This is a genomic window from Streptomyces sp. NPDC006925 (assembly GCF_042869575.1).
Classification (GTDB): domain Bacteria; phylum Actinomycetota; class Actinomycetes; order Streptomycetales; family Streptomycetaceae; genus Streptomyces.
This window is the reverse complement of record NZ_JBIAGB010000003.1, coordinates 162,189-178,743: the sequence shown is the minus strand read 5'-3', so window position 1 is coordinate 178,743 and position 16,555 is coordinate 162,189. Positions and strand designations below refer to the sequence as shown.

Below are 16,555 nucleotides of genomic sequence, written 5' to 3'. Positions count from 1 at the left end.
CTCCTCCGCTGCGCTGGTCAGTTCGACGGGGTGTTCGACTGCGGGGCGGCTCGCTGCCCGGATCCGTCTCCCGGGCCGGGCTGCCGGGCCGCTTCCAGCAGCTCGATCGACCGCTCGCGCATCTCGACCTTGCGGATCTTGCCGGTCACGGTCATCGGGAACGCGTCGACCACATGGACGTAGCGCGGAATCTTGTAGTGGGCGAGCCTGCCGGAGCAGAACGCGCGGACGTCGTCCGCCGTCAGCGGTGCCGCGCCGTCCCGCATCCGTATCCACGCCATCAGTTCCTCACCGTAGCGTTCGTCGGGCACCCCGACGAGCTGCGCGTCGAGGACGTCGGGATGGGTGTGCAGGAACTCCTCGACCTCCCGCGGATAGATGTTCTCGCCGCCGCGGATGACCATGTCCTTGATCCGGCCCGTGACGCTGACGTACCCCTCCGCGTCCATCACCGCCAGGTCACCGGTGTGCATCCAGCGGGCGGCGTCGACGGCGGCCGCGGTCGCCTCCGGCTGCTCCCAGTAGCCGAGCATCACCGAGTAGCCGCGGGTGCACAGTTCGCCCGGCTCGCCGCGGGGCAGGCACCGGCCGGTGTCCGGGTCGACGACCTTGACCTCCAGGTGCGGACCGACCCGGCCCACCGTCGACACCCGGCGCTCGATCGAATCGTCGGCCCGGGTCTGGGTGGAGACCGGCGAGGTCTCCGTCATGCCGTAGCAGATCGACACCTCGGCCATCCCCATGCGTTCGATGACCTGCTTCATCACCTCGACCGGGCACGGTGAGCCGGCCATGATGCCGGTGCGCAGGCTGGTCAGGTCGTAGGAGTCGAAGTCCGGTTCGGCCAGCTCGGCGATGAACATCGTCGGCACCCCGTACAGCGAGGTGCAGCGCTCCCGCTGGACCGCCCGCAGCGCCGCCGCCGGATCGAAGGCGGCGGAGGGGATCACCATGCACGCGCCGTGGCTGGTGGCTGCCAGATTGCCCATCACCATGCCGAAGCAGTGGTAGAAGGGCACCGGCAGGCAGATCCGGTCGGCTTCGGTGTAGCGGCACAGCTCGCCGACGAAGTAGCCGTTGTTGAGGATGTTGTGGTGGGAGAGGGTGGCGCCCTTGGGGAAGCCGGTGGTGCCGGAGGTGTACTGGATGTTGACCGGGTCGTCGGCCGAGAGCGTGGCGGCGATGCCGTCCAGCACCTCCCGGGCCTGCTCGGGCTGGAGCGCCCGGCCGCCCTCCAGCAGCCCGGCCCACGCCTCCTCGCCGAGCAGGACGACGTCCCGCAGCGCGGGGCACTCGCCGCGCACCTGCTCGATCATCGCCGCGTAGTCGGAGTCCTTGTGGCTGCGGGCGGCCAGCAGGGTGCGGATCCCCGCCCGGGCGAGCACGTACGCCAGTTCGTGTGCGCGGTAGGCGGGGTTGATGTTGACGAGTACGGCGCCCAGCTTGGCCGTCGCGTACTGCGTCAGCGTCCACTCCGGGCAGTTGGGTGCCCAGATGCCCACCCGGTCGCCCTTGCGGACGCCCAGTTCGTGCAGCCCCAGCGCGAGGGCCTCGACCTCGACACCGAACTCGCGGTAGCTCCAGCGCCGTCCGCTGCCGACGTCCACCAGCGCGTCCCGCTCCCCGTGGGCGGCGACGGTCCGGTCCAGATTCTCCCCGATGGTGTCGCCCAGCAGCGGAGCCGTCGAAGGCCCGGAGGCGTAGCTGCGCGCAGCCGGGTGTGCGGGATGGGGTTCGGGCGCGGGCACGGCAGCCTCCACAGAAGCACGTCGGGTGTCGTGCGTCACACTTACCTGCCCCGCTGAGGGGGCCGCTACCCCTTGTCGGGGGTAGTGGCCGCCGGCCGTGCGGGGCGCCCGCCCCCGGAGTCGCTTCGCCGCGTCCGGTGCCGGTGCCGCGACCTGTCCCCGTGCCGGTGCCGGTCGCTTGCGGGGGCCGCTTTCGGCGCCCCCTTTTCGGCGCCGCCGGTGAACCGCCCCCGCCCCGCGGCCGGGGGCCCGCGGGTGGACGAGCCGTTTCGCGGGCCGGGTGCGGCTCGCGGGCCGAACGGGTGAATCCGGCCCCCGGACGGCCCGCGTAGGCCGGGCCGTTGGCGGGTCCGCCGCGCTCTTCCGCGGGTTTCCGGCCGCGAAGGCCATGCAGAAATATACGCAAATGGGAGAATCACCGGGACAAGGAATCGGCTCTGTCCGCGCGTCGGACCGACAGGAACAGGGAGGGCCGGGTGGGCGGGCCCGCGGATGGACTGGGCAGAGTGCCGTACGCGGCACCGCCGCTGCTGCTGCTCGGAGGCGTGGCTGCCGACGTGTTCTCACCCGAGCCGTACTACGGGCTGCCGCTGCTGGCCTGCACCTCGATGGTGGCCGGCCTGAGCTACTCCTTCCGGGTCAGCGCGCTGTTCGCGCTCGCGGCGGGGGTGGCGGCGGCGGGGGCGGCGGGATCCGCGGGCCGTGCCGGTTCGGCACTGCTGATCGACGTGGCGGCGGTGCTGTTCGTCAGTCTGGTGGGGCTCTGGATCAAGTGGCTCGTCGACCGGCAGGGCCGCAATCTGGCCGTCGCGCTGACGGTCGCCGAGGCCGCGCAGCGGGCCGTGCTGCCGGCGCCGCCCGCCGACGTGGGCCCGCTCGCGGTCGCCGACCGCTATGTGGCGGCCCAGCAGGGGGCGGCGATCGGTGGCGACCTCTACGCCCTGCAGGAGACGCCGTTCGGCATCCGCGCCGTGATCGGCGATGTGCGGGGCAAGGGCCTGCCCGCCGTCTCCGCGGTCTCGGTGGCCGTCGGCGCCTTCCGCGAGGCCGCCGAACACGCCCCGACCCTGCACGAGCTGGCCGACCGCCTCGATCGCGCCCTGGACCGGGAGGGGGAGCGCCGCCGGGGTTCGGAGGACGACGTCGAGGGGTTCGTCACGGCGCTCCTCGTCCAGATCCCGCCCGGCGGGGACACGGTCACCGTGCTCAACCGGGGGCATCCGCCGCCCTATCTGCTGCACGACGGCAATGCCGTCTGCCTGGAGCCCACGCATCCGGAGCTGCCGCTCTCCACCGGGCTCGGCTCCGCGACCGGCGCGCCGGTGGAGGAGACCTTCCCGCTGGCGCCGAACGACTCCCTGGTGCTGGTCACCGACGGGGTCACCGAGGCCCGCAACGCGCAGGGCGACTTCTTCGACGTCCGGTGGGGGCTGTGCTCCGCGGGGCTGAGCCGTGCGGACGAACTGGCCGACGCGCTGGTCAAGGCGGTCACGGAGTGGACGGGGGGCCAGCGGCAGGACGACATGGCGCTGCTGGTGCTCACCCGCGGCGCGTGAGGCCGCCGGTCGCCCGCGGTGCTGTGACTGCTGTGACCGCATGGTGTCCGATGTCTTGACCGTGCGCGGTCACTTGCTTAAGTCTAGACCAATCGGATGACCCCCCCACCGGGATCCGGGGTGCCGCACTCGGTGCCGCGCTCGGCAGTGCCGCCGGGTGCGCCGCGGCGGCTCGCCGGTCCTGCCGCCGAAGGAGTTTGACATGCACAAGACACGAAAGCTGGCCACGCTCGTCGGTGCCGGGCTCTCGCCCCTGCTCGTCCTCGGTCTGTCCGTGACCCCCGCCAGCGCCCACGGCTACATCAGCGACCCCGCCAGCCGGCAGGCGCAGTGTGCCGCCGGCGTCGTGGAGTGCGGCTCCATCAAGTACGAGCCGCAGAGCGTCGAAGGCCCCAAGGGGCTCCAGGACTGTGCCGGCGGCCACGACGAGTGGGCCGAGCTGCGCGACGACGACCACGGCTGGAACGTGGCCGACGTCGGCAGCTCCGCCACCTTCAACTGGACGCTGACCGCGGCGCACCGCACGACCACCTGGCAGTACTTCATCGAGGGCCGGCAGATCGCCGAGTTCGACCAGGGCGGGGAGCAGCCACCCTCCCGGCTCTCGCACGACGTCGACTTCGGCGGGTTCTCCGGCAGGCAGACCGTGCTGGCGGTCTGGAACGTCGCCGACACCGCCAACGCGTTCTACGCCTGCGTCGACGTGAACATCGGCTGAGCAGTGTCCACCGGGAGCCTCCCGCCGCCGCTCCGCGGCCGTGGGAGGCTCCTCGGCTCTTCCCCGGTCCCGTACCGGCCGGTGCGCCCGCGGCCCTTCCCGGCGGGGCGCGAAGGGCCGCGCCGCGCCGGCCGCTCACAGGCCGTAGAGCCGCCGGGCGGTACCACCGGCGACCATGAGGGTCACCCGTTCCGCGTCGGAAGGCGACCACGCGCCCCGGCGCACCCACTCCCGCGTCAGCTCCGTCATCGCCTCGCGGAAGAGCCGGGCGCCGACCAGGAAGAGCTCCGGGACGCCGTAGGCGTCGGTGGAGAAGAGGAGCTTGCCGAACGGGGTGAGTTCCAGCAGCTGGGCCAGCACCTCGCGGGCACGGGTCCCGGTATGGCTCAACGCGAGCCCGAAGTCGGCGTACACATGCGGGAAGACGGCCGCCAGATAGCCGGCGCCGCGCTGGTAGGGGTAGCAGTGCAACAGGACCAGCGGGGCGCCGTAGGGGGCCACCGCGCGGATGAAGTCGGTCAACAGCAGCGGGTCGCAGCGGTCCAGGCGCAGGTCCGGATCGCCGAAGCCGGTGTGCAGTTGCAGTGGCAGCCCCGTTCGCACGGCGGACCACAGCAGGTGCCGCTCCAGGACGGGGTCGGAGAGCCGGCCGCCGGGCACCCGGGAGGCCAGCCACCGGTCGGCCGCCGCGTAGATCTCCGAGGTGCCGGGTGGAGCGGGCGCCAGCTCCAGCCCGCAGCGGTAGGCGACCACGGACTTGAAGCCCCGGGCCGTGCGGGAGGATTCGCGGACCGCGTCGGAGACCTCCGCCAGGAAGCTGTGGGTGTCGCGCGCGGCGTCGGCGGCCCGCTCGGCCAGCCGCTCGAGCCGGACGATCTCATGGGCCTCGGCGGCCGCGGACTCGGCCAGCTCGCCCGGCGTCAGCAGATGGCCGGGCAGCCCGGTGTCGACGAGGAAGGCGGCGATCCCGCTGGCCCGCAGCATGCGGCCGGTCACCTCCGCGGTGCCCAGCTCGGCGCGCCGCGCGAGATACCTCTCGGGCGGGCAGTGCGGCTCGAGGCCGAGCACGGGAGCGCACCAGCGCCGTACCGCGAAGCCGAGCTGGGTGTCGAAGTAGCTGAACGGGATGCCGGCCTCCTGCGGGGAAGAGCCGGGCCGGGGCGTGCCGCGGGGTGCGGGATGGGCCTCCGTCAGCCAGTCCTCGAACGCTTCCGGTTCGGGTCCGCTTCGCAGCACTCCGTGGCAGTGCTGGTCGACCAGCGCCGGGAACGCCGGGAGGATCCCGGGTTCGGGTTCCGGGGACGCCGAAGGGACGGCCATTCAGTACCTCCCCCGGGTCGCGGCGGCGATCTCCCGCTCGCTCGCCCCCTCGAACAGCGCGATCTCACCCGCCCGTACCGCGCGGACGGCGTCGAAGAGCGGCTCGCCCAGGGCTTCGCGCAGCACCTCGGACCGCTGGAACTGCTCCAGTGCGGCGGTCAGCGAGCCCGGCAGTCCGGGCTGGTCGCCGCGCAGCGCCGGGTCCCCGGAGACGGGCGCGGGCAGCCGGGTGCTCCGGCCGCCGTCCGCCAGGTCGGCCAGGCCCGCCAGCCCCGCCGCCAGGACGCCGCCCACCAGCAGATACGGGTTGGCCGCCGCGTCCACGCACTTGAGCTCCGCGTTGGCGCCGTCCGGCGCGGCGGCCCGGCCCGCGACGAACCGGAGCGCCGCCTCCCGGTTCTCCAGGCCCCAACACCGGAAGGCACCCGCCCAGCGGGACGGGCGCAGCCGCAGATAGCTGGCGGGGGAGGGGGCGCCGAGCGCGAGCAGCGCGGGCAGCTCGCGCAGCACCCCGGCCAGGAACGCCTCGCACTCCCGCGTCATGCCGAACGGCCCCTCGCCGCCCGCGCACAGGTTGCGCCCGTCCCGCCAGAGGCTCAGATGCAGATGCCCGCCGTTGCCCACCCCGGCCGGATCCACGACAGGGGCGAACGAGGCCGTCAGCCCGTGCCGCAGCGAGACCGCCCGCACCGTCTCCCGGACCAGCACCGCCAGATCGGCAGCGCCCACCGGGTCCGACGGCGCGACCGAGACCTCGAACTGGCCCGCCGCGTACTCGGGATGGATCTGCAGCACCTCCACGCCCTGCGCGGACAGCGCCGCCAGGACGTCGCGCAGATAGTCCGCGTTCTCCACCAGCCGTGCCATGCCGTAGGCGGGACCGGTCGTCGGGTACGCGGGCTCGCTCTCCGCGTCCGGCAGCGGGCCGCGCACCGCCACCCACTCGGTCTCGAACCCCATCCGCAGCTCGATGCCGTGCTCGGCCCGGGCACGCGCGGCCATCCGGCGGGCGAAGCCGCGCTGGCAGGCCGCGTAGGGCGCCCCGTCCTGCTCGTGGCGGTCGACCGGGGCCCACGCCCAGCCGGGCTGGGCGAAGAGCACCGTGAGCCGGTCCAGGTCCGGCACCAGGCGCAGATCCCCGTCGGGGCCGCCGATGTACTCGCTCGAGGTCATCGAGTCGTCGACGAGGTAGACGTCGAAGCACGGGGACATGCCGACGCCGGTACCGGTCGCCTGCGCCAGCTTGTCCGCGGGTACGGCCTTGACCCGGGTGAGGCCCGCGTTGTCCACCCAGGTGAGCGCGGTGCCGTGCACTCCGGCGTGGGCGAGTCGGGCGGCTGCGGCGCGGGCCCGCTCCTGCCTTGGGTCGGGTTCCTGCCGCCGGCCCGCGGGCCGCGCCGCGTCCGCTGTCGTCCCCGCTGCCGCCTCGGATACCGGCGTCCGCCGTGTCGTTCCCATGCCCGCAGCGTTTACTCTCCCTCGGCGATCAGAGCAAGGCGCCGTGCGCCGGGCCACCGGATCGGCCGCCGCTCGTTCGGGGCCGCACCGGACCCCGCCCGCTTCCGCTTCGGTTCCGCTTCGAAACGGGGCGGGCGGCGCCGCGGGATGTGCCAAGGGCAAGAAGCCTTGACACGGTGTGCCTGACTGCGCGGCTAGTTGGGCAGGTACCCCCATGAGGCCACATCGGAGCGGGGAGGGAAACTTGGAAGGTGGCGAGACCCATGCGGCTACGGTACGGGAGCAGCGGTATGCGCATCACTGACGTCACTGGCGGTGAAGCGGCCGCCAGAGACGCCGTGTCGGACGAGGCGACGGAAGGAGGCGGAGCGTCCCCGGCAGTGCCCCGGCTGGTGCTGGGCACCAGGCTGCGGAGGCTGCGGGAGGCGCAGTACATATCCCGGCGGGAGGCCGCGGAGGCGATCCGGGTCACCCATCAGCGGATCCGCGACCTGGAGCAGGGCCGCACCGGCTGCGCGCTGCGCGACATCGCGGACCTGCTGACGATCTACGGCGTCTGCGACGAGAGCGAGCGCGCGGTACTGACCGCGCTCGCCGAGCAGGCCAACACCCCCGGCTGGTGGCAGTCCTTCCAGGGCGTCGTCCCGCACTGGCTGCACACCTACCTGGGGCTGGAGCAGGCGGCCAGCGTGATCCGTACCTACGAGGTGCAGTTCGTGCCCGGTCTCCTCCAGACCAGCCGCTACGCACGCGCCGTCGTCGAACTGATCCACGACGAGGAGCCCGAGGCGGGCATCCAGCGTCGGGTGGACCTGCGGATGCGCCGCCAGCAGATCCTCTACGGCCCGCGGGCCCCGCACGTGTGGGCCGTCATCGACGAGGCCGCGCTGCGCCGCCCGGTCGGTGGAGCGGCCACGATGCGCGCCCAACTGCGGCACCTGTGCGCGATGAGCGAACTGCCGCACGTCACGGTGCAGATCATGCCCTTCAGCGCGGGCGGGCACGCGGCGGCCGGCGGCCCGGTCACGCTGCTGCGACTGCCCGAGAGCGAGCTGCCCGACATCGTGTACCTGGAGCAGCTGCACAGCGCCCGCTATCTCGAGGACGACGTCGACATCGAGGCGTACCGCCGCGTCACCGACCGCCTGGTGACCTGCTCGATGCCGCCGTCCGAGACCCGCGACATGCTCCGGCGGATCGCCGACGAACTGCCCGACGAGGAGCCCGCCGAGCCGCTCACGGAGCGCTTCTCCCGCGGCTAGGCCGTCTCTTCACGGGGCGGCTGCCCGTCGTCCCCCGGCATCTGGCACGCGCACCCGCCGTCGCCGTCCGGGAGCGGGCCGCCTCCGCGAGGCCGCTCAGCCCGCGTCCGGTACGCGTTCGAAGACCGCGGCGAGCCCCTGGCCGCCGCCGATGCACATCGTCTCCAGGCCGTAGCGGGCGCCGCCGCGCCGCATCTCGTGCGCCAGGGTCGTCAGGACGCGTGCGCCCGTGGCACCCACCGGGTGGCCCAGCGAGATGCCCGAGCCGTTCACGTTGATCCGCCCTTCGTGGTCGCGCTCGGTCAGGCCGAGTGCGCGGGTGCAGGCCAGAACCTGCGCCGCGAACGCCTCGTTCAGCTCGATCAGATCGATGGCGGCCAGATCGAGCCGGGCCTTGGCGAGCGCCTCCCGGGTGGCTCCGACGGGCCCCAGGCCCATCGTCTCGGCCGGCACCCCGGCGCGGGCGAAGGAGACCAGCCGGACCAGGGGCCGCAGCCCCAGCCGTTCGGCGGTCTCCGCGGCGGTGACCAGGCAGGCCGCCGCCGCGTCGTTCTGCCCGCTGGCGTTGCCCGCCGTCACCGTCGCCGCCGGATCCTCCGCGAGCCGCACCGGCCGCAGCGCGGCGAGTTGGTCGGCGGTGGTCTCGGGACGGGGGTGCTCGTCGGTGCCGACCACGGTCTCGCCCTTGCGGGTGCGCACGGTCACCGGCACCGTCTCATCCGCGAACCTGCCCTGGGCCAGGGCCGCTGCGGCGCGCTGCTGGGAGCGGAGCGCCAGCGCGTCCTGGTCCGCCCGGCTGACGTCGAACTCGCGGCGCAGGTTCTCGGCCGTCTCGATCATGCCGCCGGGCACCGGGTGGTGCGCACCGCCCGCCGTGACCCGGCCGCGGGCCAGGGAGTCGTGCAGGGTCAGGCCCGGCCCTTTGATCCCCCAACGGCCCTCGTGGGTGTAGTGGGGCGCGGCGCTCATCACCTCGGCGCCGCCCGCGATCACGACCTGGCTGAACCCGGCCCGGATCTGCATCGCGGCGTCCAGCACCGCCTGCAGGCCCGAGCCGCAGCGCCGGTCGATCTGGGTGCCGGTCACCGAGGCGGGCAGCCCCGCGTCGAGCGCGGCGACCCGTCCCAGCGCCGGCGCCTCCGAACTGGGGTAGGCCTGCCCGAGGATCACCTCGTCGATCCGCTCCGGGGCGATACCGGTACGCGAGACGATCTCCGAGATCAGCAGCGCGGCCAGCGACTGGGGCCGCTGCCCGGCCAGTGCCCCGCCGAACCGGCCGATCGGGGTGCGCAGGGGTTCGCAGATGACGATGTCGGTGCGCTCGGACATGCGGTGGCCTTTCCAGGAGCGGTCCGGTCGAAGGGCGGGCGGGTGCCGGCTCGGGCGCCGGCGTCGGTCACGGCGGTCACCCAGGTCCCGCTGCGGGATCCCGCGGTGGGGCGGGCAGCACCTCGCGGGCCACCTCCAGCACGCTGCGCAGGGCCGGGGAGGGGTTGTCCGCACGCCAGGCGAGCGCCGAGCGGAGCACCACCGGCGGTCCGTCGAGCGGGCGGTAGACCAGTCCCGTCTGCTGGATGTGGGTGCAGGAGGTGAGCGTGAGGGTGACCCCGACGCCCATCGCCACCAGCGCGAGGAGCGTCCAGGAGTCCGGGGCCTCCTGGACGACGCGGGGTATGTGGCCCGCTCGCTCACAGGTCCGGAACGTCGCGTCGCGGAGGCTGGAGCCGGTGTCGGCGGGGAAGCTGACGAACGGTTCCCCGGCCAGCTCCGCGACGTCGACCCGCTCCCGGCGGGCCAGGGGGTGGTCCGAGGCGAGGGCGCACACCAGTTCCTCCTCGGCGATCACCCGGGTCTCCACGCCGGGCCGGTCCACGGGCAGCCGTACGAAGCCGAGGTCGAGGGAGCCCTCGGCGACCCGGGCGAGGGCCCGGTTCGCGTAGTTCTGCCCCTGCATCACCAGCTCGATACCGGGGTGCGCGGTGCGGACGCCGCGGGTGAGCAGGGGCAGTGCCGTGTGGCTGGACGCGCCCGCGAACCCCACGCTCACCCGGCCGTGTTCACCGCGTCCGGCGGCCCGGGCGGCCCGGGTGGCGGCTTCCAGCTCGGCCAGTACCCCGCGGACCGGGTCCAGGAAGGACTCGCCCGCGCCGGTCAGCCGCACCGACCGGGTGCTGCGCTCGAACAGCTGCACTCCGAGTTCCCGCTCCAACTGGCGGATCTGCTGGCTCAGCGGCGGCTGGGCCATGTGCAGCCGCTTGGCGGCCCGGCCGAAGTGCAGTTCCTCGGCCACGGCCACGAACGCGGCGAGGTACCGCAGTTCCACGGCGGGCTCACCTCCGGGAGTGCCTGCGGGAGTTCCGGGATGCGGCGCCGGAGAGCCCGCCGGGCGGGGTCGGGCCGACCCCGGGAAGGGGTCACTGATCTGTTGCTCGTCTTAAAAAGACTCTAATTTGGTATTGGACTCAGATCAATGGTCGCTGACAGCGTAGGCCCCACGGGGTGCGCAGAGGGAGCGTTCATGCGGATCAGGATTGTGGGAGCCGGCACCATGGGGCGCGGCATCGCCCAGTGGGCCGTCACGGCCGGCCACACCGTCGAACTGGCCGACGCGCGGCCCGAGGCGGTGCCGGAGGCGGTGTCCTTCGTCCGCGCCATGCTGGAGCGAGCCGCCGAGAAGGGGCGGATGGGCCGCGCGGACGCCGACCGCGCCGCAGCCGCCATGGTCGGACTGGAGTCGCCGTACGCCGCGGGCAGCGCCGAGGCTCCGGGGCTGGTGATCGAGGCGGTGCTGGAGGACCTCGACACCAAGGCCGAGCTGTTCACCGGCCTGGAGCGGGCGCTGCCCGCCTCGACGGTCTTCGCGACCAACACCTCCTCGCTCTCCGTCACCCGGATCGGTGCGCGGCTCGGCGACCCGGGCCGGCTGGCCGGGCTGCACTTCTTCAACCCGGTCCCGCTGATGCGGCTCGTCGAGGTGGTGCCCGGGGCCGCCACCCGGGAGGACGTGCCGGAGTTCCTCGCGGCACTGGTCGCCGAGTCCGGGCACCACCCGGTGACCGTGGCCGACACCCCGGGCTTCCTGGTCAACCATGCCGGGCGCGGGCTGGTGACCGAGGCGTTCGCGCTGCTGGAGGAGTCCGTCGCGGGCCATCCGGCGATCGACCGCATCGCCCGCGACGTGCTCGGGCTGCGGATGGGCCCGTTCGAACTCATGGACCTGACGGGGCTGGACGTCACCGCCTCGGTGATGGACACCGTCTGGGACGGCTTCCGGCACGCCGACCGGCTGCGGCCCTCCTACCTGCCGGCCAACCGGGTCGCGGCCGGGCTCCACGGGCGCAAGTCCGCGCGGGGCTTCTACTCCTACGGGGAGGGCGAGCCGGGGCCCGGGCTGCCCGAGCCCCGGCTCGAGGGCGGCGACCCCGCGCGGGCCGTACGGCTGGTCGGGGACGGGCTCGCCGGGTTGGGCACGCCGCGGGAGCCCGCCGCCGACGCCCTGGTGCTGGTGCCGACCTGGGGCACCTCGGTGTCGGCCGCGGTCGCCGCCGACGGACTGCCCGCCGAGCGGACCCTGGGCGTCGACCCGCTCTCGCTGGGCACTTCCCGCCGGGTGCTGGCCGTGACGCCCGCGACCGACAGCGAGGCGGTACGGGACGCGGTGGCCGTACTGGCCCGGGACGGGCACGCGGTGAGCGTCGTACGGGACACCGCCGGCTCGGTCGCGCAGCGGCTGCTCGCCTCGATCGTGAACGTCGCCACCGGGATCGCCGAGCGCGGCATCGCCGCCCCCGACGACATCGACACCGCCGTCACTCTCGGACTCGGCTATCCGCACGGACCGTTGACCTGGGCCGACACCGTGGGCTCAGCGCGGATCCTGTCCCTGCTCCGAGCGCTCGCGCAGGAGACCGGCGACCCCCGCTACCGCCCCACCCCCTGGCTCACCCACCGGGCGAACCTGGGACTGCCGCTGCGCACCTCCATGCCGGGTCTGCCGGAATGACCGGCCCCCGGCGGGCGCGGCCGCGGGCGGGCCGGGCGCTTCGCGGAAACGGTTCGCAGCAGGGTTCGCAGCAGAGTTCGCAGCAGAGAGGCAGAGCATGGACCAGCGGGACTTCGGACTGAGCGAGGAGCAGCGGGATTTCCGCGCGCTGGCACGGGACTTCGTCGACCGGGAGGTCGTACCGCACGCGCGGGAGTGGGACCGGGCGGAAGCGGTGGACCCCGGCATACCGCGGCGGCTGGGCGAACTCGGGTTCCTCGGCCTCACCCTGCCCGAGGCGTACGGCGGGGTGCCGGCCGACATGCTGTCCTACACGGCGGTGACCGAGGAGCTGGGCCGCGGTGACTCCTCGGTCCGCGGCATCGTCTCCGTCTCGCTCGGTCTCGTCGCCAAGACGATCGCCGCCCACGGCAGCGAGGAGCAGAAGCAGGAGTGGCTGCCGCGGCTGGCCGCCGGGACGGCCCTGGGCTGCTTCGGACTCACCGAGCCGGAGACCGGCTCGGACGCCGGGTCGCTGCGCACCCGCGCCCGGCGGGCCCCCGGCGGCCAGGAGGGGACCGGGCCGGGCGGCGACTGGATCATCGACGGGGCCAAGATGTTCATCACCAACGGCACCGTCGCCGATGTGGCCCTCACCTTCGCGCGGACCGCCGAGGACGGCATCACCGCGTTCCTCGTCCCCACCGACGCGCCGGGCTTCACCGCGACCGCGGTGCACGGCAAGCTCGGCCTGCGGGGCCAGGCCACGGCCGAACTCTCCTACGAGGGGGTGCGGGTGCCGGACTCCGCGCGGCTGGGCGGGGTCGGCAGGGGGCTCGGTATCGCGCTCGGCGCGCTCTCCCGGGGGCGGATCTCGGTGGCGGCCGGTGCGGTCGGCCTGGCGCAGGGCGCGCTGGACGCGGCCGTCGGCTACGCCACCGAGCGGGAGCAGTTCGGCAGGCCGATCGCCGCCTTCCAACTGGTGCAGGAGCTGCTGGCCGAGTCGGAGGTGGCGATCCGGGCCGCCCGGTTGCTCACCCGGCAGGTGGCGCAGATGGCGGACGCGGGTGCCACGCCCAAGCAGTACTCGACCGAGGCGTCGGTGGCCAAGTACCACGCCTCCGAGACGGCCGTGCAGGTCAGCGGCGACTGCCTGCAGACCTTCGGTGGTTACGGCTTCATCGACGAGTACCCGGCGGGCAGGTATCTGCGGGACGCCCGGGTGCTCACGCTGTACGAGGGCACCAGCCAGGTGCAGAAGCTGCTCATCGGCCGCGCGTTGACCGGGATCGACGCCATGGCGTGACCCGCGCGGGGAAGTTCGCGGGCCCCGCGCGCGGTCGGGGGCCGACCTGGGCCGTGCCGCCGGTGTCCGGCACCCCCGGCGGCCGGTCCGGCCGCCGGGGGTGCTGACGTCAGCGGGCCGACGTCAGCGGCCCGGCCCGTCCTGCGCGTAGAGGGCGTCGATGTCGGCGGCGTACGCCTCGGCCACGGCCGCGCGCTTGACCTTCAACGACGGGGTCAGCAGGCCGTTCTCCTCGGTGAACTCGCCCTCGACGATCCGGAACCGGCGGATGGACTCGGCCGTCGAGACGGCTTCGTTCGCGTGGTCGACGGCCCGCTGCACGGCGGCGACCAGTTCGGGGTCCTCGCGCAGTGCGGCGAGCGGAGTGCCGGACGGCCGCTTGCGCACCCGGAGCCAGTGGGCGACCGCTTCCGGGTCGAGCGTGACCAGTGCCCCCACGTAGCGGCGGCCGTCGCCGACGACCATGCACTGCGCGACCGGTGGCCGGCTGCGCAGCCGGTCCTCCAGCGGTGCGGGGGAGACGTTCTTGCCTCCGCTGGTGATGAGGATGTCCTTCTTGCGGCCGACGATGGTCAGATGGCCGTCCTCGTCCAGGGTCCCCAGGTCGCCGGTGGCGAACCAGCCGTCGTCGAGCACCTCGGCGGTCTCCCGGGGGCGGTTGCGGTACCCGCCGAAGACGATGCCGCCCTTGACGAGGATCTCTCCGTCGTCCGCGATGCGCACCGTGGTGCCGGGGACCGGGCGGCCGACGGTCCCGGGACGCGGGGCGAGCGGCGGGGTGATGGTGGCGGCCGCCGAGGTCTCCGTGAGTCCGTACCCTTCGTAGACGGTGATGCCGGCGGCCCGGAAGAACAGATTCAGCCGGCGGTCCAGGGGCGAACCGCCGCTGATGGCGTGCCGGAGCCTGCCGCCCAGCTCCTTGCGGATTCGCCGGTAGACCAGCAGGTCGTACACGCCCCGGGCCAGCCGCAGGCCCGGCCCCGGACCCTTGCCGGTGCCCAGGAAGCGAGCCAGGTCCGCCTCGCCGAAGCGCACCGCGATCCGGTCCGCGCGCTCGAAGGAGGCCCCGCGGCCCAGCCGCTCGGCCGTCTCCCGCCCGGTGTCGTGGATCTTCTCGAAGAGGTAGGGCACGCCGACGATGAACGTCGGGCGGAAGGAGCGCATCTCGGGGCGCAGCTCCGTGGGCTTGATGCTGGGCCAGTGCCCGAACTCGATCCGCGCGGTCAGGCACGCGATCTGCAGGGTCCGGCCGAGGATGTGGGCGAGGGGCAGGAAGAGCAGGGTGGCCGCGGTCTGCCCGGTGACCTCCTTGAAGATCGGGTGCAGCAGTTCGACGGTGTTGGCCGCCTCGGCGTGCAGGTTGCCGTGGCTGAGCATGCAGCCCTTGGGCCTGCCGGTGGTGCCCGAGGTGTAGCAGAGGGTCGCGACGGTGTCCGGGCCGAGCGCGGCGCGGCGGCGGGCGAGTTCCCCGTCGGGGACCTCCCGGCCCAGCTCGGTGAGTTGCTCCAGCGCCGGGCGGCCGTCCGCCGCCGGGTCGATCCGCCACAGCCGGGGCCGGGGCTCCTGTGCCGCGAGCGCGGGCCCGACCGTGGCCGCGTGTTCGGTCGTCTCGACGAACAGGTGGGCTGCGCCCGAGTCGCGCAGGATCCACGCGACCTGCTCGGCGGAGGAGGTGGGGTAGACGGGGACGGTCTGGCCGCCGGCGGCCCAGACGGCGAAGTCCAGGACGCACCACTCGTAGCGGGTGCGGCACATCACGCCCACCCGGGCCCCGGGCTCCAGCCCCGCCGCGACCAGCCCCCTGGCCGTCTCGGTGACCTCGCGGGCGAAGGCGGCGGCGGAGACGGGCAGCCACCCGTCGGCGGTCCTGCGGCGTATGACGATCGCGTCGGGCGCCTCGGCGGCGTTGGTGAAGGGCAGGTCGGCGAGGCTGCCGGTGGCCGGCGGCGGGGCCAGCGCCTCGGCTCGGGCCGCCCGGATCCGGCCGTTCTCCTCGGTCACCTCCACCGGGCCGCGGGTTGCCAGATCGCTGCGGCGTTTCGCGGTCCTGAGGTTCTTCCGGACGCCCATCTGTTCGGCTCCTGTTCGCGGGGGCGGGGTGGTGCCTGGGCCGGTGCGCGCTTGGTGACAGGACTGTCAACTTACTCATGCGTAAGGAGAATGCAATGCCCCGGACACACCGGGCCCCGTCCGGTCCGCGGCGCCCGGCTGCCAGGGTGCCGCGGACCGGACACCGGGCCGCCCCGCTGCTCAGTCACCGATGAAGACCGTCGTCAGCATTGCGTCGGCACAGACAAGAAACATCCCTTGTCGCCAGGCTTCGAAAGAAATCAAGGAACGGCTGTTGCATGCTCAGTTACCCGCTCGTAACGTTCAATTCCACCGGGGCGCCGCCATTCCGTCGGCGCCATGGCTCGCGAGTCATATTCGGCCGCATTCCGCGGCCCGGACCCCGTGGTCCGTCCCGAGTCGGCCACGGGGTCCACCCATGCGCGTAAGTGCGTTCCTCGACCTTCAGGAGCTGATATGAGACGCACGCTGTCCGGATCTCCCCGCCGCCCGGCCACGCGCCGCGCGACCGTGGCCGTCGCGGCCGTTCTCGGCTGTGTCGCCCCGGCCCTGGCCGCCGGTGCCGCGCACGCGGAGTCCGGAGCCGCCGCAGCACCCGTCCGCCTCGACTACCCGATCACCGGCACCACCCATCTCGCCGGCACCGACAGCGACCTGGCCCTGGGCCCCGGCACCCTGAAGACCTCGACGAACATGACCACCGGCGTGCTCACCGCGCAGACCCGGCTCCCGGACGCACCCGGCTCCTTCAAGGCGCTGGGCATCCCGGTCACCGTCACCACGGAGTTCATCGAGGAGGAGCCCACCACCGGAACGCTGGACGTGCGGACCGGCGAGGTCAGCACCACCTCGCACCTCACCCTGCGGCTGAAGCACCTCAAGATCGGCGGCATCCCCACCCCGGTCGGGCCGTACTGCAAGACGAAGACCCCCGCGGTCATCGACCTGGACTCCGAGCCCGGATTCAACGTCTTCAAGGGCGGCAAGCTGAGCGGGACCTACACCATCCCCAAGTTCGAGCACTGCCTGCTGGCCACTCCGGTCATCAACAGCATGGTGCCGGGCGACGGCAACACCCTCACGCTCACCCTGGACCAGGCGTCCGCGCCCAGCGACCCCGCCACCTCCTGACCCC

At 73.6% G+C, this 16,555-nt stretch carries 12 protein-coding genes; 6 read left to right on the top strand and 6 right to left on the bottom strand.

The annotated features are described in order from the left end of the window. Positions 1–17: 17 nt before the first annotated feature. Positions 18–1,748: an AMP-binding protein gene (locus ACFYNS_RS05940; RefSeq protein ID WP_388601063.1), complete on the bottom strand. Its 1,731-nt coding sequence runs from the start codon at positions 1,746–1,748 to the stop codon at positions 18–20. A gap of 476 nt (positions 1,749–2,224) precedes the next feature. Here ACFYNS_RS05940 and ACFYNS_RS05935 point away from each other — a divergent pair, with 476 nt between their 5' ends. Beyond that, positions 2,225–3,304: a PP2C family protein-serine/threonine phosphatase gene (locus tag ACFYNS_RS05935; protein ID WP_360298545.1), complete on the top strand. Its 1,080-nt coding sequence runs from the start codon at positions 2,225–2,227 to the stop codon at positions 3,302–3,304. 202 nt (positions 3,305–3,506) lie between these two features. Continuing rightward, on the top strand, positions 3,507–4,022 hold the full coding sequence (locus ACFYNS_RS05930) for a lytic polysaccharide monooxygenase auxiliary activity family 9 protein (protein ID WP_388601061.1): 516 nt from the start codon (positions 3,507–3,509) through the stop codon (positions 4,020–4,022). Positions 4,023–4,157: 135 nt separating this feature from the next. On the opposite strand, the gene ACFYNS_RS05925 is transcribed toward ACFYNS_RS05930, so the two are convergent. Together ACFYNS_RS05925 and ACFYNS_RS05920 are read right to left on the bottom strand one after the other, a co-directional pair. Continuing rightward, positions 4,158–5,342, bottom strand: a complete 1,185-nt coding sequence (locus tag ACFYNS_RS05925; protein WP_360298551.1) for an amidohydrolase family protein — start codon at positions 5,340–5,342, stop codon at positions 4,158–4,160. Continuing rightward, complete coding sequence (locus ACFYNS_RS05920) at positions 5,343–6,656, bottom strand: glutamine synthetase family protein (protein WP_360298576.1); 1,314 nt, start codon at positions 6,654–6,656, stop codon at positions 5,343–5,345. A 434-nt stretch (positions 6,657–7,090) separates the two neighbouring features. Between ACFYNS_RS05920 and ACFYNS_RS05915 the strand changes: the two genes are divergently transcribed. Continuing rightward, positions 7,091–8,062 (top strand): helix-turn-helix transcriptional regulator, encoded by a 972-nt coding sequence (locus tag ACFYNS_RS05915; protein WP_360298554.1) that lies wholly within the window; start codon positions 7,091–7,093, stop codon positions 8,060–8,062. Positions 8,063–8,158: 96 nt separating this feature from the next. On the opposite strand, the gene ACFYNS_RS05910 is transcribed toward ACFYNS_RS05915, so the two are convergent. Both ACFYNS_RS05910 and ACFYNS_RS05905 read right to left on the bottom strand, forming a co-directional pair. Continuing rightward, on the bottom strand, positions 8,159–9,391 hold the full coding sequence (locus tag ACFYNS_RS05910) for an acetyl-CoA C-acetyltransferase (RefSeq protein ID WP_360298557.1): 1,233 nt from the start codon (positions 9,389–9,391) through the stop codon (positions 8,159–8,161). 76 nt (positions 9,392–9,467) lie between these two features. Continuing rightward, positions 9,468–10,385 (bottom strand): LysR family transcriptional regulator, encoded by a 918-nt coding sequence (locus ACFYNS_RS05905; protein ID WP_360298560.1) that lies wholly within the window; start codon positions 10,383–10,385, stop codon positions 9,468–9,470. 195 nt (positions 10,386–10,580) lie between these two features. On the opposite strand from ACFYNS_RS05905, the gene ACFYNS_RS05900 reads away from it, so the two are divergent. Further along, positions 10,581–12,065: a 3-hydroxyacyl-CoA dehydrogenase gene (locus ACFYNS_RS05900; protein ID WP_360298563.1), complete on the top strand. Its 1,485-nt coding sequence runs from the start codon at positions 10,581–10,583 to the stop codon at positions 12,063–12,065. A 97-nt stretch (positions 12,066–12,162) separates the two neighbouring features. Continuing rightward, the gene (locus tag ACFYNS_RS05895; protein ID WP_360298566.1) at positions 12,163–13,350 is read left to right on the top strand and encodes an acyl-CoA dehydrogenase family protein; all 1,188 of its coding nucleotides are present in this window, start codon (positions 12,163–12,165) and stop codon (positions 13,348–13,350) included. Between the two features lie 123 nt (positions 13,351–13,473). Here ACFYNS_RS05895 and ACFYNS_RS05890 read toward each other — a convergent pair whose 3' ends face one another. Further along, positions 13,474–15,420, bottom strand: a complete 1,947-nt coding sequence (locus ACFYNS_RS05890; protein ID WP_360298569.1) for an AMP-binding protein — start codon at positions 15,418–15,420, stop codon at positions 13,474–13,476. Between the two features lie 456 nt (positions 15,421–15,876). Here ACFYNS_RS05890 and ACFYNS_RS05885 point away from each other — a divergent pair, with 456 nt between their 5' ends. After that, on the top strand, positions 15,877–16,551 hold the full coding sequence (locus ACFYNS_RS05885) for a hypothetical protein (RefSeq protein ID WP_360298571.1): 675 nt from the start codon (positions 15,877–15,879) through the stop codon (positions 16,549–16,551). Positions 16,552–16,555 lie beyond the last annotated feature (4 nt).

Coding starts and splice junctions, on each gene's coding strand:
- ACFYNS_RS05930 (WP_388601061.1), top strand. CDS start 3,507: ATGCACAAGACACGAAAGCTGGCCACGCTCGTCGGTGCCGGGCTCTCG.
- ACFYNS_RS05925 (WP_360298551.1), bottom strand. CDS start 5,342: ATGGCCGTCCCTTCGGCGTCCCCGGAACCCGAACCCGGGATCCTCCCG.
- ACFYNS_RS05915 (WP_360298554.1), top strand. CDS start 7,091: ATGCGCATCACTGACGTCACTGGCGGTGAAGCGGCCGCCAGAGACGCC.
- ACFYNS_RS05910 (WP_360298557.1), bottom strand. CDS start 9,391: ATGTCCGAGCGCACCGACATCGTCATCTGCGAACCCCTGCGCACCCCG.
- ACFYNS_RS05900 (WP_360298563.1), top strand. CDS start 10,581: ATGCGGATCAGGATTGTGGGAGCCGGCACCATGGGGCGCGGCATCGCC.
- ACFYNS_RS05895 (WP_360298566.1), top strand. CDS start 12,163: ATGGACCAGCGGGACTTCGGACTGAGCGAGGAGCAGCGGGATTTCCGC.
- ACFYNS_RS05890 (WP_360298569.1), bottom strand. CDS start 15,420: ATGGGCGTCCGGAAGAACCTCAGGACCGCGAAACGCCGCAGCGATCTG.
- ACFYNS_RS05885 (WP_360298571.1), top strand. CDS start 15,877: ATGAGACGCACGCTGTCCGGATCTCCCCGCCGCCCGGCCACGCGCCGC.